The organism is Reticulibacter mediterranei, assembly GCF_016587455.1.
In genome coordinates, this window is sequence record NZ_BNJK01000001.1 from 573,378 (window position 1) to 598,203 (window position 24,826).

The following is a 24,826-nucleotide window of genomic DNA, read 5'->3' on the forward strand; positions in this document are numbered from 1 at the left end:
TTAGCTATCCTTCTGCTCATGATCGAAGAGATTTCACGTGTCTAAACTATGAACTTTTTTTCTTCCATTGCATTATAGACAACTGTGAGTACCCTTGTCTATTGCAAACGCACGAAAGGTAATCGACAAGGTTGTGTTGCAAAGAAAAAGCTGATCTGGTAGAGTGAGGGAAAAGAGGCCCCTCCATGAGCACGCAAAACCGGTCTCCCTTCAAAATGGCGCCATTTCCAGGCCGACATCATTTTCCTGTGTGTGCGCTGGTATGTATCTGCGTTACGCTTTGAGCTATCGCGACCTGGAAGACGGGACGCGGAGTGTCACAAGTTAAAGACCATGTAGAGGAACAGGTCCGATATTTCATTCCTTTTCCTTACAATCGCCCGACCAACCGTGCCAAGCGAACCCTCTCTTGGGAGATATCAGAGACTGGCACAAGGCTTAACGCCAGCACATCAATGGGTGTTCCAAGCAGTTCCAGCACGCGATCCCGTATCTTGCCCTCAAGGCCCCAGACCACCAAGCTTTCAATGAGTCTCTCTGAAACTGGATGAATATCCTGTTCTGTAAAGCCCGCTGCCATGAACATCTTGCGATAGTGCGGGAGCATTGGATAAATTCCCAGAGCTTGACGCCCTGCCTGTAACGCGATCGCCCGATCTTCTGTAAATGCCACCGGGATATGGGCCACCACTGGCGGACGGAGCCGCGCAGCTGCCGCCGCACCCGCGGAGAGAGCAGGAAGAGCCGTATTGAGCACATAGGGAATCGGAGCGAGAAAGGGGAGGGCACCGTCAGACACTTCGCCCGCGAGACGGAAAGCCGCTGCTCCGAGTGCTGAGATGAACAAAGGAACCTGCGCTGACCCTTGAAGAGAGGCATCAACCGTAAAGTAGCGCCCCTGGTGATGAATCTCTCCCTGCTCCAACAATGGACGAAGCACCTGGATATATTCACGCAGATAGGCCAGAGGCGCATCCATGTCTATACCATACATGCTCTTTGCCATTTGGGGCAATCCCGTTCCTCCTATTCCCAACCTCAGCCTCCCCGGAGCCAGGCTATCCAGGCTCAGAACTTGCTGTGCCATGAGCACAGGATGGCGCGACGTGACCTGCACAATAGAGGTCCCCAATTTCAGATGGCTGGTATGTGCAGCCGCAGCGGCCAGCGTCGTCAGCACGTCTGGATACCCCAACGGACCAAAAGCGACCCACACATGATCAACTCCTGCATCCTCAATCTCGACAATATTTGCAACCAGCGTTGCCGGATCAGCTGGCTGCACACTTATCCCCACTCGTTCCCGCAAAGAACGAACTACTGCTTGTTTTTCCATGGATACTTTTCCTTCTGAATGGACAGAGTTTGGATACCTACTGGAGATCCCGACTCTTTCATCAGCGCTTTGATTGTGGCATCTCTTGATTGAGAGACGGCAACGTATGCCTTTTGGCGTCTCTCAGATTTGAGAGCATCTAACACGGTCATCCTGAGTTCATGCAACACGCATGAGTTGCAAGTAAACCAGTGCTGGTAGTGTTCACCTGCTCCCGCGATCTTTTCTCGCCTTTGCAGGAGCCTGCTTGCGTTTCCGATGGAGCATGTTCTCTCGAATGCGCTGACCAGAGCATATCGCATGGTAGCTTAAGCAGCAAGTAGTGAAAAAAATGTGATATAGTAACAGAAAAGTAACCATGCGGAAGGACCAACGATGCGTAAAGAAGCGTACCAGGACGAGGAACCCTGTTGCCCCACAAAAGTGACCATTGGTGTGATTGGTGGAAGATGGAAGACGCTGATCTTGACCTTCTTATTGTCTGGTTCACGGCGTTTTGGCGAAATCAGCCGCACGAAAAATCACGCGAAGGAATTCTCCTCATGAGAGAGCCATTGAGGCATAGAATAAGAAAAGGCATTTGGAGGGTGGTGAGGTTCACAATGATCACTCGTCAGCAGTTGGGGTATGAAGACGCAAAACCAGCTTATTCATCACTGTAACCTTGTGATTCGCTTTGACGTGTTGCTTCTGTGATAAAGTGTCCCTGTTGTAGCGTTCCTGTAATCACCTGTCATTTGATGCATCATGGAAGGAAAATGAGCGTGGAAGGAGCCTTTCCTTGAGGAATATGTGACTACATTGTTCTTACCCGCACTTGGAGTCCTGTAACAACAATCCATTGTTGGAACGCAAACAGTCCTGCATGCCGGGTAATATTTAGGAAAGGATGATTTGGCTCATGAATTTCACTACGGTGAAAATGACGAACACTATTACGACTCCAGATGGGACGCAGATTTTTTACAAGGATTGGGGGAAGGGACAACCCGTCGTCTTCAGTCATGGTTGGCCGCTCAACGCCGACGCCTGGGATGATCAGATGAACTTGGTCGCCTCCAATGGATTTCGGGGAATCGCCCATGATCGCCGTGGCGGTGGACGCTCCAGCCAGCCCTGGGACGGCAACAACCTGGATACCTACGCTGACGATCTCGCGACACTTCTCGATGCCCTTGATCAGAGGAACGTGATCCTTGTCGGCCATTCTACAGGAGGGGGGGAGGTGACCCGCTACATCGGTCGCCACGGCACTTCACGTGTCTCTAAAGTCGTCCTGGTGGGGGCGATCCCTCCTTTGATGCTCAAAACAGCCAGCAACCCTGACGGCCTTCCCATCGAAGTTTTCGACGAGTTGCGCCGGAATCTCTTAGCAGATCGCTCGCAATTCTACAGAGACCTCAGTGGCCCCTTCTATGGAGCCAACAGGCCGGGCAGCAAGGTGTCGCAGGGAACGCGGGATGAGTTCTGGCTGTGGTCAATGCAGGTCGGGCTCAAGGGTGCCTATGACTGCATCAAGGCATTTTCCGAGACCGACTTGACAGAAGATCTCAAACGCATCGACGTTCCAACCTTGATCATTCATGGCGACGATGACCAGATCGTGCCGATTGTCGCTTCTGCCCTTCGTTCTTCCAAATTGATCAAAAATGCCACATTGAAGGTATACCCAGGTGCACCGCATGGTCTCTTTAGCACACATAAGAACCAGTTTAACACTGATCTTCTGGCATTTCTAAAATCCTAAAAACCCCTCTCGTTTCCGTGGAGAACCCATCTGGGGCTTCCGACAGACCCCTCAGCAGGAGAAGGGGGTTCTGTAGGAAGCTCCAGTTTTCCTTCGGGTGATTTTTCGCTCCAAGCATACGGGAAGGCCTCTTATCTGTCTTTACTCTACCCGGCGGGGAGAGCGAAGAGTGGCTCGTGTGCTGTTGGCAGCCATGCCCGTTTTCGTGCCTCACTCTCGCTGGCACGTATTGTTCACGCTCATTTGTGTTTCGCCTCCCAACTGAGGACATCTCCTTCAATGAGATCGCCCAGTCCTAATCGCTGCAACATGTGTTGGATTTCCCAGCGATGGACGGTGGTATGGGTCAACACATGCAGCAAGGTTCCACCAAAGGTTTTGGGCTGAGGAGGAGTATCCAACACATCCAGATAGGTCTCATCTAAGCGCCCCTCTGCGACCAGCCGACGCCCACAATCAGCGAAGTCTGCCAGCGCATCATCGAAGCGTTGCAGATAGCTCTCAGGAGTTGCTGCCAATGGGGGGAGATGACGTACAGGGCGCTCTCGCATCAAATCGGTCCATGTTTCTACATTGCTGAGAATATGATCCACTGTGGCATGCACCGTTCCATGACCAATATCAAACGGCTGATGCAACTGCGAGGGGGAGAGGTCGCGACATCGGGTGAGGAAGTATCGTAAGGTCCAGGCTTCATAGCCGAGGTAGCGGTCAAGAAGCTCCATCGTTCCTCCTGAGAAAAGACGTGTTTGGCTTGCCGTCGCCCACTGTGTGTGTTGTTGCTGTCGAGATCAACAAGGTTGTCAGTCTGGCCCTGCCAGGAACGCTCTTGCACATCGGGGAGACCGAGAGCCTGATCCCCCTCCTGGGCATTGCACATTCCCGCGAGAAATGGCAAGGTATGCCTGCCCCATAGCCATTGCCTCGACTCATCCGTTTCCTTCCTCCCAGGATAGAGCCTTTGTTCTTTTTTGTCAAGAGCAGACAGACAACGACCCAGGGCTTTCCAATTCTCCCATCTAGCAGGAGTGCAGAGGGCGGCAGCCCTTTGCCGGGGTGCGGGGTGTCCCCGCAAAAAACTTTTTTCTTCTCTTTTGCGCGCCGTCGCAGGCGGCGCGCGAAGGAGGGAAGGAAACTGGGGACACCCCAGACCCCGGCAGGGAGACCCTGCACCCCTTTGAGCGGAGAACTGGAAAGCCCTGGGTCGTTGTCCAGGGCTTTCCAGTTCTCCCATCTAGCAGGAGTGCAGAGGGCGGCAGCCCTTTGCCGGGGTGCGGGGTGTCCCCGCAAAAAACTTTTTTCTTCTCTTTTGCGCGCCGCCGCAGGCGGCGCGCGAAGGAGGGAAGGAAACTGGGGACGCCCCAGGCCCCGGCAGGGAGACCCCTGCACCCCTTTGAGCGGAGAACTGGAAAGCCCTGGACAACGACCGCGTGGGCGACAAAACTGCGTCGTACTCGAACATCGGCGACTTTACCCGGTGGAGAGACCCGCAAGCCTACCTATCAAGATGCATTGAGTTGGGCAAGGGCGTCATCGCTGATAACCGCCTGCTGATTAACCTCATCAATTGCACGGCTAATGAGATTGCTCAGCGGGTCGAGGCCTGTAACAAGGCCATCTGCTCGTCGGTCAACCCCACATTTCTGGCAAACACCTCGTTGGCCTCCCATTCGTACGCACAGTTGGTCAGATACGCGGTACGCAGAATGATGACCTCTCGGAGTTAACGTCCTTCTCTCTATGACGAAAAGCAGCAACGCGATTAGGGGAACGATCAACGCTCCAGTTCCAACGTGACCAGTGGAATGCATCGTCAGAGCAGCAGGTGCAGGACGCCCAACAAGGGTTGAAATATGGTTCAAATCGGTTCCTCTGGTTTCGCTTCATACTCGCGCAGGTTGCAACCTGGTACAACGAGCGGAATATTGTTGATGATATTCTCGACTTTGATCGCAATGGCATGGCAAACGCCGCGCAATACACGGAGAAAAGCGAAGCAAACGAGCCAGTTGCTCTAAATGCTTCCAGGATGGTGCTGCCGTTGCCACTCCCTCTGAACTTGCTCATACTCGAACAGTCTCAGAGCGTTCTCGCGCAACATCTGACGTGCTGCTCGCAAGGCGCTCTCTTCGCTCATCCAGCCTTCGAGCACCAGCTCTGAGAGCGCCTGAGCGATCCCCTGACGCGCAATCCAGGCGTGCCCAACAATGGGTTCGACCAGATAATAGTCACCACCAAAACCAAACAATTTCGCAGAGGGAACGGCCATCAACGCTTCTTTGAGGAAATGGATTGAGGCCAGCGGATTGACCAGCCAGGCCCAGCACATATCCAGATAGATGTTGCTGTAATGTTTGGCAAGCGCGATAAACTCGTGCTGGTAGGGATAGCCGATATGCATCAAAATGAAACTGGCCTCTGGATACGCCTGCAAAAGCGGACATAGATCAGAGGCGATGCGCTTCAGCCTACCCAGTGGCATCTTGTTGTTCTCAGCCAGATAGCCACAATGCAGTTTGATCGGCAGATGGTAATCGATGGCTCTCTGCACGCAGTAATGAAACAGGTGGTCCTGCAAGGCTTTCAACTCCCCCTCACTCAGTGCATGAGCATCGTTGGCAAAGCGAGCAAACAGCGGTGCCCCCTCCTCAAACGTCACGCGATCAAAAGAAAGATCACGCCAGTACGCGGCTTGCGTTTTCACTGCGATAGCCCGTGGTCCATAACGCTCAAAATGCCAATCGATGGTGCGATACCACTCTTCGAGTGTGCGGGATTTAGAGCTGACAACCGCCTGGTGCGAAAGGCCTGTGCAGAGCCAGTTGATCGACATGTCTTGCAGCAGCAAATCGGGATATTCGGTCTCGCACAACATATACTCTAACGAATTGACCTGACACGACTCAATGTTGGCAACATCGCGAACTATAATGTTGTAGAAGCCTTTACACGTCTGAGCACGCATCTTCTCGCTGATACGCTCTACATTCCCCTCGTGAATATCCTCTTCTTCAAAGAGCAGCCGGAGAGTATGCCTGACCGCCAGAAAATAGGCCGTGTTGCCCGTACGCTCATAAAAAGGGGCAAAGATGCGCCACTTATCCTTAGGATCAACCTGTGGATCGAAGAACTGTCTGTCCATCTCCGATGTGAAGCCGGCGCTGTACAGATCTTGCCGCGCATAGTGGTGATAGAGATATGACCAGTCGTTACAGGGATAAAAGGGATCATCCACACGAGGCTCCGCCAGCCGTCGCGCCTCCTCAATCAGATGCTCATGCGTATCCAGTATCGGCGTCCGCTGCACCACATCTTCAATTGTCGTAATGATCTGCCGGTTTTGCATCATGCTGACACTATCCTTTCATACATTCTCCTGTAAATGCGAGGATTCGATGAGATACTTTTTGGGAACTATCCGAGGGCATCTTTCCCTCTCTCATAAGGAGAAACCGCTCCGTAGGCCATACAACTCCTTTTCTCCCTCAGGGATTACCTCAGATAATTGTACCATTTTACCACCATCTCATTCCGTATTTACAATTTGCTAGCTGAGCAAGTAGGAAAATTTCCAGGCGTTACTGCACATATATGCCAGCATCATGTGAGTCGATGTCTTGAGGATCACCCCCGTTACACCGAAAGTAGCGGCCTGGAAAGGAGTTCAGGAGCGGAAAAGAACGGCGAGTGACTCGTCTCCAGAGTGAACACGTTCTGGCAGGGCCATGCGCTAGACTAGAACTTGCCTCTAGAGGACTCGCGTGGTGAGCCGTAGGCAAGCCTACGGCTACTGAATTTAAATTATGCGTTCGTTGTCACAGGCAGAATAATCCGCGAAGGATGCGCAGGGTCGTGATAAATGGTCTGGCTGGCAGCCTGCATTTTGGTGCCAGTCGCTAGCGGCTCGCCCGTGCCCAGATTTCGCGCAAAACGTGGGTGTGCTCCACTGGAAACCTGCACGCGCAAACGCTGACCTTTACGAAAATGATAGGCCGTGGGCCAGAGATCGATGTCGATGCGCAAGCTGCCATCTTTCTGGAGAGCTGGTTTACCAGGCGTCAGACGCAGAACAAATATTGAGCTGGATTTCTAGAGGCAGAAAGAATAAGCAAAGGTTACGAGCGAAAGGTACATACTAGCGAAACACCGATCCAGGTGGTAATGATCCGATTACTACTCACGCGTCTAGGGCGCACGGAGTAATCATTTCACAAATCTGGAATGAGAGCGTATATAGAAAAAGGGAAGAAGCGGCTCAGGAAGAGGCTCCTCCCTGTTTCCCAAATGCTCGGTTAGGACTCTTTCGCAAGGGAATAGTTGGGGGCCTCTTTGACGATGTGCACATCATGTGGATGTGATTCGCGCAAGCCGGCACCTGTAATGCGAACAAAGCACGTTTTCTCTTGCATTTCGGCAATCGTTGCGCAACCTGCGTAGCCCATCGCCTGACGCAGACCACCAACAAGTTGGTAGACCAGGGGAGCGAGCATGCCTTTATAAGCGACACGGCCCTCGATGCCTTCGGCGATCAGGCGCACCTCATCGGTGATATCGCCTTGGAAGTAGCGATCTTTGCTGAAACTCCGCTGCTTCATGGCCCCCACGGAACCCATACCACGATAATCCTTGAAACGCTCTCCTTGCGAAATGATCCACTCCCCAGGGCTCTCATCCACCCCGGCCAGCAGGCTACCCAACATCACCGTATCCGCGCCCGCCGCGATCGCCTTGGCGATGTCACCGGAATACTGGATCCCCCCGTCGCTGACGACGGGCACACCGTACTTACGCGCAACACTTGCGCACTCGAAGACAGCACTAATCTGCGGCACGCCTACTCCCGCAATGACCCGGGTGGTACAAATGGAAGCTGGGCCGACCCCCACTTTGACCGCGTCTACCCCGGCCCGAATCAAGGCTTCGGTTGCCTCAGCGGTAACGACGTTGCCAGCCATGAGCTGCACCTGCTTCCCAAAATGATCCTTCACGCGTGCCACCGTTTCTATGACCATCTGCGAATGCCCATGCGAAGTATCCACAACCAACAGATCCGCACCCTCCTCGATTAAGGCCGCACATCGCTCATCAGTATCGGGTCCCACCCCCACGGCCGCACCCACCCGCAGACGACCGAAATCGTCCTTGGAGGCGTTGGGATAGAGGATTTTCTTCTGGATATCTTTCATGGTAATCAGACCTCGGAGATTACCATGTTCATCAATAACGAGCAGTTTCTCGATCTTATAGCGATGCAAGCTGTCCCGCGCCTCCTCCAGCGTCGTTCCCACCGGCACAGTAATCAGCCGCTCTTTGGTCATCAATTCAGAGATTGGGCGAGTTGTATCCGCCTCGAAACGCATATCGCGATTCGTCAGAATGCCAACCAGTTTGCCTTGCTCAGTGATCGGAATACCAGAGATATGAAAACGTTTCATCACCGCCTGAGCCTCACTCAAAGGCTGGTGTGGCTCCAGTGTGATTGGATCAGTAATCATACCCGACTCTGAGCGTTTGACCTTATCCACTTCTTGGGCTTGATCCTTAATGGAGAGATTGCGATGAATAACGCCCATCCCCCCCTCGCGCGCCAGCGCAATGGCTAGACGGGCCTCTGTCACCGTATCCATAGCTGCGCTAAGAATAGGGATGTTCATGGAAATGCTTCGGGTGAGCCGTGTCACGGTCGAAGCTTCGCGTGGCATCACCGATGAGGCCGCTGGGACAATCAAGACATCGTCAAATGTGAGTCCTTCTCTCGCAAATTTGTGCTCAAAATTGAAAAGCATGTAGGTGTTTCCTCCTTAACAAAAGACCTGGTCGCTTGAGAAGCGAATCCAGGTCTCCCACCTCAAAATAATCTTGCTGAACGTGGTGGCTGATTTCGAATAATTCCGGGTACTATATCACTTGGTTTGTTGGAGTGTCAAATGTTGTGTAGCGAGGGCAGAGCAAACACATCTCATCTTTTGGCGTGGGCTTTGAAAGCTGCATCGTAGCAAGCTTGCTTTTAAAAACCTACATGAGAGAGGTGCTCTTCAAATCGTTTGAAAATGGGTGTGTGGTTGCCCTGAGAGATTTCTTCGGCGCTTCATTTTCCAAAGCATGGTCTTAGATCGCTGAAGTCGTCGCTTGCTCCCCAAGCAACGGAGGAGCAAACAACTCAAAGCCACACGCCTCTGCCTGCAAGACCTGAGCCATCGCCTCTGCATCATCTACCGCATAGTGCAATGGCCCTCGGTCAGGGGCAGATTGCCCATTGACCCCAACCACGACCGCCAGCCGTCTGCCCATCTTGTGACGATCCTGTCACTTCAGCGGCTGAAGCAAGGAATCTCGAAGGCGACAACCGCGAGGGTTGTCGCTACGCGTCAGGTGGGGAGCCTCACCCGCTCACCTGTGGCTGAAAGCGGTCTGGGCGGAACGTGGCAAGCATTTTCTCTGGGGTGCCGTTGATTTCCCTGGCAGCCATCTCTGCAAGTGCGGGAGCAAGGGTCACTCCAGCATGCGTCACCATCACGTACAGTCCCTCAACTCCTGGAGTCCAGCCTACGACAGAAAGTTCATCCTGTGGCAGAGCCCGGATAGCTCGGATAGCTGATTCGACACGTGCCGTCTCCAGATTCCTCACAAATTTTCTTGCGTTACTCAATACCTCTTCAGCAGTTTGAGGAGGGGGAGAGAGCGGGGTTTGGAGCGAAATCTGACGATCAAATTTGCCACTATGCAACAGCAGACGACTGGGACCATCAGGGCGAATATTGACGCCAGGAGCATGCACAACACGTTGAACAGTGGCACAGATTTCCGACGTCAAAACTAACAATCCAATGGCCTCTGATTCTGGCTCTTCTGGCGAAATAAGTGGGAGATACACCCCGACCTGAGAGAGGAGCTTTTCCGTCCAGCGGCCAGCGCAACAGACAACAACATCTGCCTTCAGGTGTGTCCCAGATTCCAGAACAACTCCACTCACCTGATTACCACTCATCTCGAAATCGACGACCTTCGTTCTCGTGTGTAGCTCGACGCCGAGCGATTGCGCTGCTCGCAGCAGATGGGTCAGGAACAGTTTGGGATAAATATGGCTCTCTTCGGGATAGTATGCAATGCCCTCGACCGATGACTCAATCATGAGATCGGGTTCCAAATCCTTGACCACCTGGGCAGGAGTGAGGAGCTTTGCCGGATAGCCTATTCCTTGCAACCTTTCAACCTGCTTAAAGAGGCGCTCCTGTGCCTCTGGTGTCGCTCTCCATTCTAGATTTCCTGTCTGAACATACCAGGGAGCGTCGGGCAACTCAGCAAGTAAACGCCGATGAGCTTCCATTCCTGCGACGTTCAGCTCATAATACTCGCGAAGCCGCTTTGCACCAGCATTCAACCACGCAAATGAAGTCCCTGTGGTTCCATCTCCTGGCAAATTCGCCTCAATGAGAGTCACCTGAACTCCGCTCTGTGCAAGCCGCAGTGCAGTACACGTACCGATGATACCTGCACCAATCACAATAGAACGCATTGCCATTGATCGACCTCCTTCAGGAACTGAGAAAAAGAGAACTGTAGGGAGATGCAAGTAGCGAACCTATCGCGTCTTGGCTCGCATCTAGAAGACAAGAAGGAGATTTTCCTCTTGCAGTTTAACATCACCACAGTTTACAGGTGCCTTCCTATTCCAAATTCGCATGTACAAACATGCTCTAACATTTATACACTATACCGTTGAGAATGTCAGCACAAACTGTTACGAATCTATTTGAACGAAGCGCTGAAAGGCACCATGCTCTATGAGTCGCCCCAGGCTGTTTCTAGACAGGATTTGCACCTTTCAGCGCATTCAGCACTTCGCACATGTGTGAGTCATTCCTCCTTTTTGGGGAACCTGCCAAATGGGAAGAGAGGAAGGGGCGCCAAAAAGCGGGAATTTGCCAGTGCTACGAGAGCTGATGAAGAATTAGACCCGCTCCTGCTCGCTCAGTTGTTGCTCGTCCATGCTGCTGCTGTTCCTCACGTCACGCGCTTTCCGCCAAGTGGCTCCGGGAAGAGAAAACTCCATATTCCACCTCTCAATGCCTCCCTTTCCTCTTTCAAGTCTGTTTGCATGAAGCACTTGGTTTCGATGGAGAACCTGTTCATCGTTGCTGCCTAGTATAACTACACCAATAGAAGATTCGCATCCTGACAAATGACCTCGCTGTGATACAATACATCCAGTAGACTCTTCTTTTCTGATCTCTCAGGGTATGCAACGAAACAGGAGGTTCCAGGTCATGTATGAGGATGCCTTATCACGTGTTGACCTCTTTTCCGGTCTCGGTAAGAAGGAGTTAAAGGAAGTAGCATCGTGTTGTCGAGAGGCCACATATAGACCAGACTCAGTGCTGATCTCTCAAGGCGAAAAAGGGTTAGGGATGTTTATTCTCACCAAAGGGACTGTTCGCATCACCCGGACAAACAACTCTGATGGAGCAGAACAAGTACTGGGAACATTGGAAGCGGGGAATGTATTTGGTGAGATGGCACTCCTGGATGATCTGCCCCGCTCTGCTACGGTCACGGCGATAGATGAGGTCACTGCTCTTCTGGTGCCGTTTTGGGACTTCCGCATTATCCTGCGCCATATACTGAGCAGCGACCCGAATATCGGTCTTGAGCTGATGGCCGTTCTCAGCCGTCGCCTGCGCAAGGCCGAGCAACGAGTTACCGAGTAATGGATGAAGCCTTACGTAAGATCGGTCGAGCTACCCTGTTCAGGGCATTGTCTCGTCGAGTCTGAGCAGGAAGTAGAAGACATGCTGGCAAGAGCACACAACTTCTTGTATCTGAGCGTTCGCGCTCAGATAGTCGCACCCATGAGGTGTGGCTGATGGAGCGCACCTGGCTACCATCAGTGAGTTAATCGACACGGGGCAATTGCGTGTCATGATCGATACTGTTGTGCCTTTGGCAGAAGCGCGCAAGGCACACGAGCGGGGCGAAGCTGGCCACTTGCAAGGAATCATGGTCCTGCGTGTCGCAGAAGAAGGTCGCGCCTGGAATGAATGAGGGCTGCGCATCGACATGGCAGTCATCACTGGTGATAACAACGTGCCAGAGACAGCCTTTTGCACCTCGATCAAGGATGAGAGGTGCAAAAGGTCCTCAATTGAGAGTGCCCTCGTACCTGGATAAGAACCGACGTGAGGCCGGGAAGCGTGTTCTCTCCATCTCACACCACATCTGCATTCCTTTCCCTCAAACATGTACATGAGGTGGCAAACAAGGCAAAGAGCATTTCGAGGCCCAGTATGGTCGGTCGAACCTTGAGTTCTCTCTCCCCAGGGCTTTTCAGTTCTCCGCTCAAAGGGGGGCAGGGGTCTCCCTGCCGGGGTCTGGGGTGTCCCCAGTTTCCTTCCCTCCTTCGCGCGCCGCCTGCGGCGGCGCGCAAAAGAGAAGAAAAAAGGTTTTTGCGGGGACACCCCGCACCCTGGCAAAGGGCTGCCGCCCTCTGCACTCCTGCTAGATGGGAGAATTGGAAAGCCCTGTCTCTCTCCCCAGAAAACTTGCAAGGCAGATGGGCGAACGCTTATACTACAGACTATGACACGTCATCTGTCTAAACAGATCCCTGCAATCTATGAGCGATATGCCCATGAATGGGATGCTGATCGCAACAGCGGAATATGGAATGACAAAAAGTGGCATGATCGTTTTATCACATGCCTGAGAGAAGGCGCGACCGTCCTCGATCTGGGATGTGGATCAGCACTGCCGGTCGCTCGCCATCTCGTGCAGCATGGACTGCGTGTGACTGGCGTCGATACCTCCCCAACGCTCATTGCGCTCTGTCGCAAGCGTTTGCCGGACCAGGAGTGGGTGGTGTCGGCTATGCAAGCCATCACACTTCATCGACGATTTGATGGAATTCTTGGGTGGGATAGCTTTTTCTTCCTGACCCATGACGATCAGCGCAACATGTTCAAGGTGTTCGCCGCCCACGCCGCTCCATCCGCTTTCTTGATGTTCAATACGGGCACAGAGCACGGTGAGGCGATTGGCAAATATCGGGGAGAATCACTCTACCATGCCAGCCTCGATGCAGCGGAATACCAACTCTTGCTTGACCAATTCGGCTTTGAGGTGCTGGAGCATGTTGTCGAAGATCCTACTGCTGGCGGACGGACTATCTGGCTTGCTCGATCTCGAAGGCAAGCAGGCTCCACTACCTCAAAGCCGAATTGACTATTGTCAGCACTGGAGGCCGCCTCTGGAGCTGCGTTCTCAACCAACAAAGCACTTGAGAGTTTGACATCTGTCCTTACTAACATCTCTTGCGTATTTTTCTTCTGGTATCCCACGGGATGCGCAACGAGATTTTTAGCTGAACGGAAAGAGGGGAATGGGCGAAGGATCGAAGCAGGGCGTCTCCAAGCTCTTTCCATATTTGAGGGCTTCAGAAAGTAGCGCCCTTCTTCATTGAGAGATATAATAAGCTGTGGTATTGGGCACTTTTGTAGCCTCAAGCATGCTGTTTTTGCTTCTTAACCACACACTGTCCTTTTGCGTGACATTCCTGTCTCTCACGTGCAATCCTTGTAAAGGACGTAATAGAATGGAGAACAAGAAAAAGCATGACTGCTCAATACGACGTTATTTGTCAGCATATCGCTCAATGGGAGCAGCATTTTGTCGAACCGGACGTTTTTGAGACAACCGATCCGCAGAAAATAGCAGAGCATATCGATAGCTTCTGCCAAGCCGAACTTGGCGCGGCTGTCGAGGAGTATCTTTTCTATGAAGCAAGTATTGGCGCAGTATGTGGCGTGCGCCTGATGGATCAGCGTCGTATCGTCGTGAAGGTCCATCATGCTCGCCCGCTGGCGTTTTTACAGGCGATGGTGCAAGTGCAACACTATCTTCTTGCTCACGGCTATCCCTGCCCCAAACCACTGCTCGCTCCACGCCCGCTTGCGCAGGGCATTGCTACCACTGAAGTGCTGATGGATGAGGGGGTCTATCACGAGGCGTCTGATCCAGCGATTCGACGCTCGATGGCTGAAATGCTGGCGCGGCTGATCCATTTCACCAAAACGCCCGCAGCCATCCCAGGTGTACAACCTGCGGCCCTCGATGTGCGCCTGCCACCTGGGGTAACCTGGGGAGTTCCCCATAGCAAGCTCTTCGACTTTGAGGCAACGGCAGCTGGGGCCGAATGGATTGATGAGATCGCATCCCACGCGCAAACGCTCAAGCTGCAAGGTGCGGGAGATCTGGTGCTGGGTCATAGCGACTGGGGGGTGAAACATTTCCGCTACGTTGGTGACAGGGTGAGCGTCATCTATGATTGGGATAGCCTCTCGCTTGAAAAAGAGCCAATCATCGTTGGGCATGCCTCTGGCTACTTCACCTACACGGAATACTTCGGCGGTTCCAGGGCACCGACTGACGAGGAAGCACAGGCGTTTATCGTGGAATACGAAGCCGCGCGTGGCAAGCCCTTTACCCCAGAGGAGTATCAAACCATGCGGGCCGCGAAGCTCTATGGGCTTGCCTATGGTGCGCGCCTGGAGCACGCATTGAACCCACAGGAAATCTCCTATCCAGAGGGCAGTTGCTGCGCTCGCCTTGCTCAATATACATAGACAGAAGCATCACGGTTTTCCTTCTGCCCTCGTGTTAACCGCCTGAAGTTCCTTTCACAGAAAAGTGCTGCCTTTTGTTCAAATTACCGTGTTTGATCCCTTTCCCAGGTGGGAATACAATCACGAAAAAAACAGTCTCTTTGTGGTAGAAGAGAAACAATCCTTTTTATTGATGTGATCCATCATAGAAAAAAGCAGGGGAGCAGATGTCACGAACACACTATGACTTGACCATTATCGGTGGGGGGTCTGCTGGCCTCACCGCAGCCCATCTCGCCCAGTCTCTCGGTGCCACCGTTTTGCTGATTGACAAACAACGGTTAGGGGGAGATTGTTTGCATTACGGTTGCGTACCAAGCAAGAGCTTGATCCATGTAGCACGCATAGTCCAACAAGCTAAGCATGCAGCATCGTTCGGGGTGCTATCGACGTACCAGAGTGTTGACATGACAAGGGTCAGCGCTTCTATCCAGCGTGTGATTCAACAAGTGGGCGATGCAGAAAAGACATACACTGAGGGCGTGACCGTTGCGTTTGGACAAGCCTCATTTACATCGCCAACAACGCTCCTCTTAAATAATGAGGAAATCACCAGTCGTAGCATACTGATCGCCACCGGATCACGCCCCAGAGTTCCACAGATAGAGGGGCTACAAGTAACAGGTTATTTGACCAATGAAGATGTATTCGACCTGACGGCTCTCCCAGAATCACTTGTGATTGCTGGAGGGGGGCCTATTGGTGTGGAACTGGCACAGGCACTCGGGCGCTTGGGCGCAAAGATCACCATTATTCAGGGACCGGAACGTCTCCTGCCGCGTGAAGATCCTGAAGCTTCGGAGGTGATTGCAAATATCCTCAAGTCTGAAGGCATTGATATCATTACGAACGCACGTGTAGTGAAAACGCACCGCAATGGTACGAAGAAAGTGATTACGGCCCAGCGAGGGAAGCAGCTAATGCAGTTCGAGGCTGACGAACTTCTCCTGGCCCTTGGTCGTCGGCCCAATATAGAAGAACACCTGAACCTGGATGCGACAGGTGTTCAGTATAATGAGAAAGGGATTTTCGTAGATGAACATCTGCAAACATCAGCCCCGCACATCTTTGCTCTCGGTGATGTAATAGGAGGCTACCTTTTTACACATGTCGCTTCCTATCATGCCGGTATAGCCGTGCGTAATGCTCTGATACCACTGGCAAAGAAGAAGGTCGATTATCGTGTTGTACCATGGTGCACCTTTACCGAGCCAGAAGTTGCCAGAGTCGGGCTTACACCTGCCGAGGCAGAGCGACAGTATAAGCACGTGCGCATTACCAAATTCCCCTGGTCGGAGATCGACCGCGCCCAAACGGCGAATGAAACGGCAGGTTTTATCAAACTGGTACTGACTGGAAAAAAAGAGCAAATTGTAGGAGCGCATCTGGTTGGAGCAGGAGCAGGTGAACTGTTAGGGGAAATAGCCCTGGTAATGCAGCATCATCTTTCCATCAATAACATCTTCAACACCATTCACCCCTATCCTACACTGATTACAGGGCTACAGCAGGCCGCTTTTGAGGCATTTCTCACCGGACCCAAAGCCGCCAGCAACCGTAAGCTCATACGTCAATTGAATCGATTTGCTCGTTATGAGTGAAAATAAAGAAGATGAGAAATCTCCACTCAGCCTCGCGCCGCATATTTGGGGACTATGCTATTGCGATGAGGCTTGTACCAGTTGAACAAATTGTTGCAACTCATTCAGATTCAGATCCGAGACGGCCCAGTAGGTCATCCCCGATTTCGTCCAGTGAATCAGATGATAGCCCTGGAGAGTGATGGTATCCCCCTCTCCTCTCATGCTTTGGTTTGACGGCCAGATAAAGAGATTAATAATATGCTCTCGACGCTTATATACTATTGCTGCTACTGGTTGGTTATCCAAATAATCCAGTCGTCCACCAATTAAGGGAAATCCTTGGGGGGCCAGATCGACCACCGAAGGTGAGAAATCAAGCTTTCCATTAAACCAGGGTTTCACAGTATGTTGGTCAGAAGATGGAACATCTACCAGGTGATTTGCCATTAATGAACGCACATGACTGGCGAGCACCTCCTGTGGCAATGAGTTGCTTGCAACAGATGTGGGCCAGAAATGAGTGAACGCCAAGAGCGAAAGAAGCATCGCAAAGATGAGCACCGCCGCGACACTCAGTCCTCGCCAGGACGTGATTCGAGAAATGAATGCAACTTTCTTGGCTTTCCGTACAGATGGTTCAATACGCTTCCGTAGTTTCTCAGGAGCCTGAAAATAGAGAGAGCTTGTTTTTATGGCTGTTCGGAGTGCCTGAGCATTGTCGTAGGTTTGTAAACAATCTGGGCATTTCTGGAGATGCTGTTCGATCTCTAAGGTGTCGGCCATATCCAATTCAGCATCGATATATGCATGGAGCAGACGCTGTGTCTCTGTACAATCCATATTATTCCTCTTCATTCATGTGATCTGCAAGATAGCGCTGAAGCCTTTTACGTGCGCGTGCCAGGCGAGACATCACTGTCCCCAGGGGCACCTGAGCAATAGTGCTAATCTCTCTATAGGACAATTCTTCCAGTTCGCGTAAGATCATTACTTCACGAAACTCTACAGGTAATGCTTCCAGTGCATCTCTGATCTTTTGCTGATTGATACGACGCAGATGCAGCGCTTCTGGATTCAAGTCCTCGCCTCCCACATCATGGAGTTCTTCCTGAAAAGGTATGGTTAATTCATCTCCTCGTTGCTGTTGCAGCCAGGTATAACAGGTATTTCGTACAATGGTCAGCAACCAAACTCGACTATCTCCACCTCGAAAGCCTTTAAAAAACTGAAAGGCTCGCAAGTATGCTTCCTGCACCATATCTTGCGCATCCTGGTCATTGCCTGTCAGCCAGCGAGCAAGGTTGTATGCGGCACCCAGATGCGGTAGGATGAGTTGTTCAAAACGTAGGAGCTTGTCATGCTCTTGCACTTCCCCTCCTTATAAAAAGACTGATTTTTGAGTGATTTTATTCCCCTATACATGTGCATGCTTGCAGGTGGATTAGCAGAGTTTCCCATATCTGTTGATTATAGAATCATACAACAAAATTCTATTTAGTGTATCTATTAATAATGCAGAGGCTTATTTTCACAATTGCTGAGGGAATATTTCTATCGAAAAACAGTCTAGGTTGGTGAAGGAAAAACATACTGGGAGATGTGCCTGGACCATCAGGCTATGAGAACCATTTGTTCCCACTGCATCTCCCGGCCCTATGAACACTTTCTGTCCTATAAGAGAAGGAGATATTCGATGCACAAGTCACTCTCAATTGAGGCAACAGAATATGCCTCTGCTGCTCCCCAACCGAATAGGCTTGTAAGAGGATATAGTCTCGTAAGTGCGTTTGCGTTTATCATTCTCAGCATCACCATGCTAATCCTATCCCTCTTTACTCCGATGAGCATAATCTTCAGGGGGAACGAGGTTGTTTTCAGCCTGAGCATAATCCTCACAGGAGCCGAGATCGCTTTCAGTCTTGGCATGCTTCATGCTGCCATTCTGCTGTTACGCACAATTCTGAGCAAACACCGCATGTCTCATGGTATAGGGATACTTCCCGGTGATGCTGCTATTGCAAATGCCTTTCTCTACTTTGGCATCTCCATGACAGCTTTTCACCTGGGCTACACTTCTCCAACCATCGCGCTTGCTCAGTTTATCACTGCCCTGGTTGGCCTGGCCTTTGGTGCTGGTGGACTGGCTTTATCCGGAGTCTCCCAACCTGCTCGCCCACTAGGGCACATCACGTTTCCTATCATGCTTCGTGATGGTGTCATCCTGGTTGTTGGAACCATTCTCATGGCGATTGCCTTTGGGCAATTAGCAGGAGAGGCCCTCAAAGCACCTCAGTGGAATTGGTTCAGCTTTTTAGGAATTACGACTCCCGGTATGTTTCTTCTCATGGGCCGTGAAGGTATCAAAGCACGGTTAGAGACAAGGCAGGGCCTTGCCAGAATCCCTGGTCTGCTGATAACAGAGACGCTCCTTGTGCTTGGTCTGGCGATCATGTTGTACGGGAGCTATGCCAACTTGACGTTAGGAGTCAATGGCTATCAGGTAGGGCCAAAGGGGAACGAAACCGGGCTTATTCTCTGGATGGTGGCTGCACTCTTGCTCCTGGTGCTACGTGGAGCCTTCAAACTTGCCATTTCGCGAAGAGGCAATCACGTTGGCTATCGGATGATCAGTAAATTCATCTATGTGATGATACTGGTGATCTTCATCTATAGTGAGCGTTCCTTCCTCTCGGGTCACGCTCCGGTTTTCGCTGTTGGAGGAGCCGCTCCTGCGGTTGCTGTGATTCTGTTCGCTGCATTCCTGGTACTTGTTGTAGGAAGGGCTGCCGGTCAAAAGGTGAGTTTGTCCCCTGCCAGGTCCAGATAAAGAGTATTGGGCTTGCCCCGTCAAAGAAAGAAGTGTTTCCTAATGCGTCAAGGATGGGGCGATGGGTTGGAGGGGTTCTGAGGGCAGCGTTGGGCGGTGTCGGAGAAATCAGGTGGGAGCATATTGCAGTCATCCGCTATGGTTTACATGGATGCGAAAGAGGGTCATCTGTGCCCTGGAAGTAAATCTTCTCCCACTTATTCTGCAACCACATTTTTTATGAGCTAAGAAAAAGAGGAGTCCTGATGGATACACAACCGCACATCGCATCGAGTTCCATCGCTTCATCCAATATGGTCACAACGACAGAGGGGACGCAACCTGAGCATCCTACACCGCGCAAGAAAAAAGATGTTGACTACGTCTTTTATGAATTGACACGCAGCATTTGCCCCCAATGCCGCCGTGTGATCGACGCCCAGATTCTCTTGCGTGAAAATAAGGTGTATATGCGCAAGCGTTGCCCTGAGCACGGTACATTTGAAGGACTGGTCTACAGTGATGCCAGGGCGTACATGACCAATGCTCGCTTCAATAAACCCGGCACGATCCCGCTCGCGTTTTCCACCGAGACCCAGCATGGCTGTCCCTACGACTGCGGTCTCTGTCCCGATCACCAACAACACGCGTGTCTTGGTATTATAGAGGTCAACAGTGCGTGTAACATGGACTGTCCGCTGTGTTTTGCCAATGCCGGGGCGGGCTTTAATCTCACGCTGGAGGAGGTGGAGGGGATCCTGGATCACCTGGTAGAAACGGAGGGGAATCCAGAAGTGGTGCAATTTTCTGGAGGCGAACCGTCGATCCATCCGCAGATCATCGAGATGATGAGAGCTGCAAAACAGCGCAATATCAGACATGTGATGCTCAACACCAACGGCAAGCGTATCGCTGATGATGATGCATTCCTGCGGCAATTAACTGAGTTGCACCCGTCGATCTACTTTCAGTTTGACGGTTTTGAGGCTGAGACCTATCGCATTCTCCGTGGCGAGCCAGGTATCCTGCCGCAGAAACTGCGGGCGTTAGATCGTCTGGCAAAGATTGGGGCAAACGTTGTGCTGGTCCCTGCTGTTGATCGTTTTGTAAATCTACACGAAGTGGGTGCCATTGTTTCGTTCGGAATAAAGCATCCTGCCGTACGTGGTATCAACTTTCAGCCCGCATTTCAGTCCGGTCGTCACGGCCCACATGATCCCATGCAGCGTCTGACAATCCCCGACATCCTCAGTGCCCTGGAAGAGCAGATAGGTGGTCTATTGAAAGTCTCGGACTTCGTACCCGTACCATGCTGCTTCCCCACCTGCAACTCGGTGACTTATGCGTTGCTCAATGGAGAAATAGTGCTCCCATTGCCACGCGTGCTCAATGTTGAGGACTATCTGGACTATATCACCAATCGCGCCGTCCCAGATCTCTCCGCTGATATACAAGCCGCGCTAGAAAGCCTATGGTCTTCCTCCGCGGTTGCTGGTTCCGACAAAACAACACAACAGTTCACTATCTCCTGTGCGGCATGTGAACTGCCCAATGGCCTGAATCCGGGAGCCTTCGCCCACAATATCTTTATGATCATGTTGCAGGACTTCATGGACCCCTGGACATTCAACCAGAAAAATCTGATGAAGTGTTGCAAGGAGATTCTCCTTCCCGATGGGAAACAAATCCCATTTTGCGCTTATAACAATGTTGGCTATCGTGAGCAGGCACGCCAGCAATTGCAAGAACGTGAACGCAAACGCAATCAGGCAAAGCGTGCAGGAGTGCCGTATACGCCTGAACCGCTGACCTTCTCTTTTGAGCAGGCATCACGCACAGGTGATACAAGCTACCGAAAGGATTAGTTCATGACGCCAGAGTATGATGCGACAGAGAAGACGGATACGACAGCGATAAAGTTCTGCTGTGCCAAACTCTATCAGAGTGACTGGATACAGTTGATCCTGGGAGATGCTTTTCATCCCGGTGGTGTTGCGTTGACCGAGCACCTGGGCGTAGTGCTCAATCTGCAACCAGGTCTGCGGGTACTGGACGTTGCCTCAGGTCAAGGGACAAGCGCAATACGGCTGGCACAGCGCTTTGGCTGTATGGTTGTGGGCATAGACTATGGCACTGAAGCAGTAAATAAAGCCATGCAGGCGGCATCAACAACAGGAGTTTCCCACCTGGTCTCTTTTCAGCAAGGCGACTCAGAACGCCTGCCAGTACCCAATGAAACCTTTGATGCCGTAATATGCGAGTGTGCTTTCTGCACTTTCCCAGACAAACAAACTGCTGCCTCCGAGTTCAGACGTGTGCTCAAGCCCGGTGGACGTGTGGGGCTGAGCGACCTGACTCGTAGAGGGAACGTGCCAGAAGATCTGCAAGGCTTACTAGCGCGGATCGCCTGTATTGCCGATGCTCAGCCCATTGATGGTTACATACACTACCTCTTGGATGCCGGGTTGACGATGAATAAAGTAGAACAGCATGATGATGTTTTAGCCGACATGGTACAGACGATCCATGGAAGGCTCCTTGGAGCAGAGGTATTGGTGAAACTCAAGAAGATCGAACTTCCAGGGGGCGTCGACTTTGAGCAAGCCAAAGCGTTCATGAGGTCGGCAGCTGCGGCGGTAAAGGCTCACCTGTTTGGTTATGCGGTGATTACAGCAACCAAATCGAAGATGAACACATAGATTGTCCCTTTTCTTTCGCTTCCCTTTGGATAGTACATCTATGACAGGAACATTTCCTATACAAGAGAATGCTGAGCAAAGGTTTGCGGTTGACTTGCTGACCACTCTGCGTGCTGATCGCTTTCGCCTATGCGCCTTGGGAAGCTTCTTCCAGCGCTCCTGGCTTATGTCCCGCCAGACGGCTCACCAGAACCCATCGCTGAGGCGTTCGTGGCAACGGGTCACGGGCCTGATGACGCTGTTTGCCCTGCTCATCCTCGTGAGCAATACCCTATTCGCAGGCCCGACTGATACCTTGCGCCTGTTCCCTATTGCTTGTGCTGCCAGCTCTTGGCGCTCTTGAAGTTGATCTCAAGAGAGTTTAAACGTGATGAAAACCGAAGGATGTTCCCCCTCTGTAGCGGAGAGAGGCATCAGGCGATCCTATGTTCCGTTTGTACCAGGAACGTTTTTGCTGAAGCTGAGGATCGCCTTCACTGCCTTGATCCGTTGGGTGAAGCACATCGTTTGTCTAGTGTCATACTTTCTGCTGAGAAGCTCTTGCCAGAGCGAAAGAACGTTGAGCGAGAAATCCCAGTCTGCACATGTTGTACTTCAGATTCATTTCCTAAAAATGTACTCTTACACGTCTATACATTGTAGTAAGAATGTATGAGCTGCTACACAGGTCAGATCGGTCTTTGGTGGGATACCTGAATATAGTTCACGACCTAGGAGGAAGAACAGATGATCTATGGGCCTGTCCTCTTATGCCCGTTTTGCAGTTCACAGCCAAGTCAACATCTCGCCCACAGCTTCTCAACATTGAGGCCCGGCGACAGAAGTTCGGCTTTTCTCATGCGTCACCGGAAAAGATCATAGAACACAAACCATCTGAAAGGATTTAGCGATGTTCAGCCGTACAAAGAAGCAAAGGGGTACATCTCATGAGGATATCCATACGACCTGTTTCCCTTGCAAATCTTTCTCTCCATGGCGAGGGATCACCAATATCCTCCTCGTCACCCTGGTTGCTCTGCTGGCACTGCTCATTGTCCCGACCCATTCTGCTGCGGCTAAGGACCTCTCGCCCAGCCCAACAAGCTGTGGTCGCACAGTTTCTGAGTTAGAAGCGTGTACATTCCAGTTGATCAACAGTTATCGTGCCGACCGGGGACTTCCGCCCTATCTGCTCGATAATCGCCTGACGCAGGGAGCACGATCCCATAGCGCATTGTGGCTGACCTTTGGCGAGCAAGACTGCCCCCCTAAAGGACACCAATGCCCTGGGGAGCCTGACCCAGCTACGCGCATCAAAAATGCGGTAGGGTCCACCACAGAGTCAGCCGAAAACGTCGGCTATGGATCGGGTTATCCAACGGCTGCCTATTACGACCTCATTCGGCAGGTCCATGAGGGGAGTAGCGGGTTCCTTAGTGAGGGTCCATGTGGCTGCCACAACCACTATGATAATCTCATGAGCACGACTTTGCGGTATGTTGGCATCGGCATTGCCATCGATAGCAATCATGTCCGCTTCACCGAGGATTTTTCGCGCGATGGACAGTCTGCTTCGCCGCCATCCAATCCGCCCACATCTGCATCACCTAAAGCGGGGGTCGCCGCAGCAAAACAGGCCAGCAACCAGCTTGACACATTTGCTATTGACAGTCATGGAGCGCTCAATGTGAGCTGGGTTGTGGGTGGAGGGACATGGCAAGGGCCAGTGCGCATCAGCCCGATCAACACCTTCCCACCAGGAGCGTCGCTCGCTACCGGTCATCAATCCGCCAACCAGCTTGACGTGTTTGCCATCGATAACAGCGGAGCGCTCAATGTGAGCTGGGTTGTAGGTGGAGGGACATGGCAAGGGCCAGTGCGCATCAGCCCGATCAACACCTTCCCACCAGGAGCAGTTCTAACAGTGGAGATGCAATCCGCCAACCAGCTTGATGTGCTGGCGATTGATACTCACGGAACCCTCAATGTGAGTTGGGTCGTGGGTGGAGGGACGTGGCAGGGTCCGGTTGGTATCAGCCCTGCCAACATCTTTCCTCCTGGCGCACCACTCGTCTCCAACCATCAATCTGCCAACCAGCTTGATGTGCTGGCGATTGATACTCACGGGACTCTTAACGTGAGTTGGGTCGTGGGTGGGGGAACGTGGCAAGGCCCGGTTGGCATCAGTCCCGCCAACATCTTTCCTCCTGGCGCACCGCTTGTCTCTGAGCATCAAGGGGCTAACCAGCTTGACGTGCTGGCGATTGATACTCACGGGACTCTTAACGTGAGTTGGGTCGTGGGTGGGGGGACATGGCAAGGCCCGGTTGGCATCAGTCCCGCCAACATCTTTCCTGTGAGAGCAGCGTTGACCGCCAACCATCAATCCGCCAACCAGCTTGACGTGCTTGCCATCGATACTCACGGAACCCTCAATGTGAGTTGGGTCGTGGGTGGGGGAACATGGCAAGGTCCGGTTGGTATCAGCCCTGCCAACACCTTCCCTGCTGGAACCTCGCTCGCCTCCGAGCATCAATCCGCCAACCAGCTTGACGTGTTTGCCATTGATACTCATAAGGCTCTCAATGTAAGTTGGGTCGTGGGTGGGGGTCAGTGGCAAGGCCCCGTCGGCATCAGTCCCGCCAACTACTTTGGGAGTTAGTCTGTCACTTTGAAGCCTTCTGTCCTGGACCTTTGAGCATTGGTGCGAATGGTACTTGCAAAAGTACCATTCGGTGCAGGTTACAGCCGCTAAGTCAAACACACGTCTCTCGCTGTGGAGATAAGTTTGTCGCCCAGGAGGAAAGAAGCTCTCTTCCCTCCTGTCGCCTGCATGCTCTGACACATATGGAAAAGATCATCCTTTTCAGAAAACAAGGGGAGCCTTTCCTTGTGAGCCAGCGGTCCTACCTCGCGCCACAGCATGAAAGAGCTATCCACCTTTCCCAATCGTGCTGTTGGGCCGCGTAAGGTCAAATGGATGATAGACTCCCAATATGATCTCCTGTTCTTGGTCCCT

At 52.1% G+C, this 24,826-nt stretch carries 23 protein-coding genes; 12 read left to right on the forward strand and 11 right to left on the reverse strand.

The genetic code is table 11. From position 1 onward, the window contains the following. Positions 1–370: 370 nt before the first annotated feature. Complete coding sequence (locus tag K3T83_RS02775; protein WP_220201455.1) at positions 371–1,336, reverse strand: LLM class flavin-dependent oxidoreductase; 966 nt, start codon at positions 1,334–1,336, stop codon at positions 371–373. A 375-nt stretch (positions 1,337–1,711) separates the two neighbouring features. On the opposite strand from K3T83_RS02775, the gene K3T83_RS02780 reads away from it, so the two are divergent. Both K3T83_RS02780 and K3T83_RS02785 read left to right on the forward strand, forming a co-directional pair. Beyond that, positions 1,712–1,882, forward strand: a complete 171-nt coding sequence (locus K3T83_RS02780; RefSeq protein WP_220201456.1) for a winged helix-turn-helix transcriptional regulator — start codon at positions 1,712–1,714, stop codon at positions 1,880–1,882. A gap of 376 nt (positions 1,883–2,258) precedes the next feature. Next, positions 2,259–3,083: an alpha/beta fold hydrolase gene (locus K3T83_RS02785; RefSeq protein ID WP_220208151.1), complete on the forward strand. Its 825-nt coding sequence runs from the start codon at positions 2,259–2,261 to the stop codon at positions 3,081–3,083. Positions 3,084–3,322: 239 nt separating this feature from the next. Here the strand turns inward: K3T83_RS02785 and K3T83_RS02790 are convergent, their stop codons facing one another. The 8 genes from K3T83_RS02790 to K3T83_RS02830 form a co-directional block, all read right to left on the reverse strand. Then, the gene (locus K3T83_RS02790) at positions 3,323–3,808 is read right to left on the reverse strand and encodes a DinB family protein (protein WP_220201457.1); all 486 of its coding nucleotides are present in this window, start codon (positions 3,806–3,808) and stop codon (positions 3,323–3,325) included. Further along, entirely contained in the window at positions 3,795–4,373 is a 579-nt protein-coding gene (locus K3T83_RS02795; RefSeq protein WP_220201458.1) for a hypothetical protein, read from the reverse strand. The genes K3T83_RS02790 and K3T83_RS02795 overlap by 14 nt, the downstream gene beginning before the upstream one ends. 212 nt (positions 4,374–4,585) lie before the next feature. Then, entirely contained in the window at positions 4,586–4,945 is a 360-nt protein-coding gene (locus K3T83_RS58610; protein ID WP_236064798.1) for a hypothetical protein, read from the reverse strand. A 152-nt stretch (positions 4,946–5,097) separates the two neighbouring features. Then, the gene (locus K3T83_RS02805) at positions 5,098–6,432 is read right to left on the reverse strand and encodes an amidohydrolase family protein (protein ID WP_220201459.1); all 1,335 of its coding nucleotides are present in this window, start codon (positions 6,430–6,432) and stop codon (positions 5,098–5,100) included. A 452-nt stretch (positions 6,433–6,884) separates the two neighbouring features. Next, on the reverse strand, positions 6,885–7,106 hold the full coding sequence (locus K3T83_RS02810) for a CocE/NonD family hydrolase C-terminal non-catalytic domain-containing protein (protein ID WP_236064799.1): 222 nt from the start codon (positions 7,104–7,106) through the stop codon (positions 6,885–6,887). A 269-nt stretch (positions 7,107–7,375) separates the two neighbouring features. Further along, on the reverse strand, positions 7,376–8,869 hold the full coding sequence (guaB, locus tag K3T83_RS02820) for an IMP dehydrogenase (protein ID WP_220201460.1): 1,494 nt from the start codon (positions 8,867–8,869) through the stop codon (positions 7,376–7,378). Between the two features lie 322 nt (positions 8,870–9,191). Beyond that, complete coding sequence (locus tag K3T83_RS02825) at positions 9,192–9,374, reverse strand: hypothetical protein (protein WP_220201461.1); 183 nt, start codon at positions 9,372–9,374, stop codon at positions 9,192–9,194. Between the two features lie 91 nt (positions 9,375–9,465). After that, a complete protein-coding gene (locus tag K3T83_RS02830) occupies positions 9,466–10,605 on the reverse strand; it encodes an NAD(P)/FAD-dependent oxidoreductase (RefSeq protein WP_220201462.1) in 1,140 nt (379 codons plus the stop codon). A gap of 745 nt (positions 10,606–11,350) precedes the next feature. Between K3T83_RS02830 and K3T83_RS02835 the strand changes: the two genes are divergently transcribed. The 5 genes from K3T83_RS02835 to K3T83_RS02855 all read left to right on the forward strand — a co-directional run bounded on the left by K3T83_RS02835 (position 11,351) and on the right by K3T83_RS02855 (position 16,341). After that, the gene (locus tag K3T83_RS02835; protein WP_220201463.1) at positions 11,351–11,791 is read left to right on the forward strand and encodes a Crp/Fnr family transcriptional regulator; all 441 of its coding nucleotides are present in this window, start codon (positions 11,351–11,353) and stop codon (positions 11,789–11,791) included. A gap of 148 nt (positions 11,792–11,939) precedes the next feature. Beyond that, the gene (locus K3T83_RS02840) at positions 11,940–12,125 is read left to right on the forward strand and encodes a zinc-binding dehydrogenase (RefSeq protein WP_220201464.1); all 186 of its coding nucleotides are present in this window, start codon (positions 11,940–11,942) and stop codon (positions 12,123–12,125) included. A 534-nt stretch (positions 12,126–12,659) separates the two neighbouring features. Next, a complete protein-coding gene (locus tag K3T83_RS02845) occupies positions 12,660–13,301 on the forward strand; it encodes a class I SAM-dependent DNA methyltransferase (protein ID WP_220201465.1) in 642 nt (213 codons plus the stop codon). A gap of 389 nt (positions 13,302–13,690) precedes the next feature. Then, entirely contained in the window at positions 13,691–14,701 is a 1,011-nt protein-coding gene (locus K3T83_RS02850; RefSeq protein WP_220201466.1) for an aminoglycoside phosphotransferase/kinase family protein, read from the forward strand. A gap of 206 nt (positions 14,702–14,907) precedes the next feature. Next, positions 14,908–16,341 carry a dihydrolipoyl dehydrogenase family protein gene (locus K3T83_RS02855; protein ID WP_220201467.1) on the forward strand — a complete coding sequence of 478 codons (1,434 nt, stop codon included), beginning with the start codon at positions 14,908–14,910 and terminating at the stop codon, positions 16,339–16,341. A 57-nt stretch (positions 16,342–16,398) separates the two neighbouring features. On the opposite strand, the gene K3T83_RS02860 is transcribed toward K3T83_RS02855, so the two are convergent. Continuing rightward, positions 16,399–17,163: an anti-sigma factor family protein gene (locus K3T83_RS02860; RefSeq protein ID WP_220201468.1), complete on the reverse strand. Its 765-nt coding sequence runs from the start codon at positions 17,161–17,163 to the stop codon at positions 16,399–16,401. A gap of 1 nt (position 17,164) precedes the next feature. Beyond that, complete coding sequence (locus tag K3T83_RS02865; RefSeq protein WP_220201469.1) at positions 17,165–17,692, reverse strand: sigma-70 family RNA polymerase sigma factor; 528 nt, start codon at positions 17,690–17,692, stop codon at positions 17,165–17,167. A 324-nt stretch (positions 17,693–18,016) separates the two neighbouring features. Between K3T83_RS02865 and K3T83_RS02870 the strand changes: the two genes are divergently transcribed. The 5 genes from K3T83_RS02870 (at position 18,017) to K3T83_RS02890 (ending at position 24,469) form a co-directional block, all read left to right on the forward strand. Beyond that, a complete protein-coding gene (locus K3T83_RS02870; protein ID WP_220201470.1) occupies positions 18,017–19,150 on the forward strand; it encodes a hypothetical protein in 1,134 nt (377 codons plus the stop codon). Between the two features lie 245 nt (positions 19,151–19,395). After that, the gene (locus K3T83_RS02875) at positions 19,396–20,994 is read left to right on the forward strand and encodes a radical SAM protein (RefSeq protein WP_236064800.1); all 1,599 of its coding nucleotides are present in this window, start codon (positions 19,396–19,398) and stop codon (positions 20,992–20,994) included. A gap of 3 nt (positions 20,995–20,997) precedes the next feature. Further along, positions 20,998–21,828, forward strand: a complete 831-nt coding sequence (locus K3T83_RS02880; RefSeq protein WP_220201471.1) for a class I SAM-dependent methyltransferase — start codon at positions 20,998–21,000, stop codon at positions 21,826–21,828. 40 nt (positions 21,829–21,868) lie between these two features. Further along, positions 21,869–22,171 carry a hypothetical protein gene (locus K3T83_RS02885; protein ID WP_220201472.1) on the forward strand — a complete coding sequence of 101 codons (303 nt, stop codon included), beginning with the start codon at positions 21,869–21,871 and terminating at the stop codon, positions 22,169–22,171. Between the two features lie 546 nt (positions 22,172–22,717). Next, on the forward strand, positions 22,718–24,469 hold the full coding sequence (locus K3T83_RS02890) for a beta propeller lectin (protein ID WP_220201473.1): 1,752 nt from the start codon (positions 22,718–22,720) through the stop codon (positions 24,467–24,469). Positions 24,470–24,826 lie beyond the last annotated feature (357 nt).

Bases quoted from the DNA above. Each gene is read 5' to 3' on its own strand.
- K3T83_RS02780 (WP_220201456.1), top strand. From the start codon at position 1,712: ATGCGTAAAGAAGCGTACCAGGACGAGGAACCCTGTTGCCCCACAAAA.
- K3T83_RS02845 (WP_220201465.1), top strand. From the start codon at position 12,660: ATGACACGTCATCTGTCTAAACAGATCCCTGCAATCTATGAGCGATAT.
- K3T83_RS02860 (WP_220201468.1), bottom strand. From the start codon at position 17,163: ATGGATTGTACAGAGACACAGCGTCTGCTCCATGCATATATCGATGCT.
- K3T83_RS02875 (WP_236064800.1), top strand. From the start codon at position 19,396: ATGGATACACAACCGCACATCGCATCGAGTTCCATCGCTTCATCCAAT.
- K3T83_RS02890 (WP_220201473.1), top strand. From the start codon at position 22,718: ATGTTCAGCCGTACAAAGAAGCAAAGGGGTACATCTCATGAGGATATC.
- K3T83_RS02825 (WP_220201461.1), bottom strand. From the start codon at position 9,374: ATGGGCAGACGGCTGGCGGTCGTGGTTGGGGTCAATGGGCAATCTGCC.
- K3T83_RS02880 (WP_220201471.1), top strand. From the start codon at position 20,998: ATGACGCCAGAGTATGATGCGACAGAGAAGACGGATACGACAGCGATA.
- K3T83_RS02855 (WP_220201467.1), top strand. From the start codon at position 14,908: ATGTCACGAACACACTATGACTTGACCATTATCGGTGGGGGGTCTGCT.
- K3T83_RS02785 (WP_220208151.1), top strand. From the start codon at position 2,259: ATGACGAACACTATTACGACTCCAGATGGGACGCAGATTTTTTACAAG.
- K3T83_RS02850 (WP_220201466.1), top strand. From the start codon at position 13,691: ATGACTGCTCAATACGACGTTATTTGTCAGCATATCGCTCAATGGGAG.
- K3T83_RS02830 (WP_220201462.1), bottom strand. From the start codon at position 10,605: ATGGCAATGCGTTCTATTGTGATTGGTGCAGGTATCATCGGTACGTGT.
- K3T83_RS02870 (WP_220201470.1), top strand. From the start codon at position 18,017: ATGCACAAGTCACTCTCAATTGAGGCAACAGAATATGCCTCTGCTGCT.
- K3T83_RS02885 (WP_220201472.1), top strand. From the start codon at position 21,869: ATGACAGGAACATTTCCTATACAAGAGAATGCTGAGCAAAGGTTTGCG.
- K3T83_RS02775 (WP_220201455.1), bottom strand. From the start codon at position 1,336: ATGGAAAAACAAGCAGTAGTTCGTTCTTTGCGGGAACGAGTGGGGATA.
- guaB (WP_220201460.1), bottom strand. From the start codon at position 8,869: ATGCTTTTCAATTTTGAGCACAAATTTGCGAGAGAAGGACTCACATTT.
- K3T83_RS02805 (WP_220201459.1), bottom strand. From the start codon at position 6,432: ATGATGCAAAACCGGCAGATCATTACGACAATTGAAGATGTGGTGCAG.
- K3T83_RS02835 (WP_220201463.1), top strand. From the start codon at position 11,351: ATGTATGAGGATGCCTTATCACGTGTTGACCTCTTTTCCGGTCTCGGT.
- K3T83_RS02790 (WP_220201457.1), bottom strand. From the start codon at position 3,808: ATGGAGCTTCTTGACCGCTACCTCGGCTATGAAGCCTGGACCTTACGA.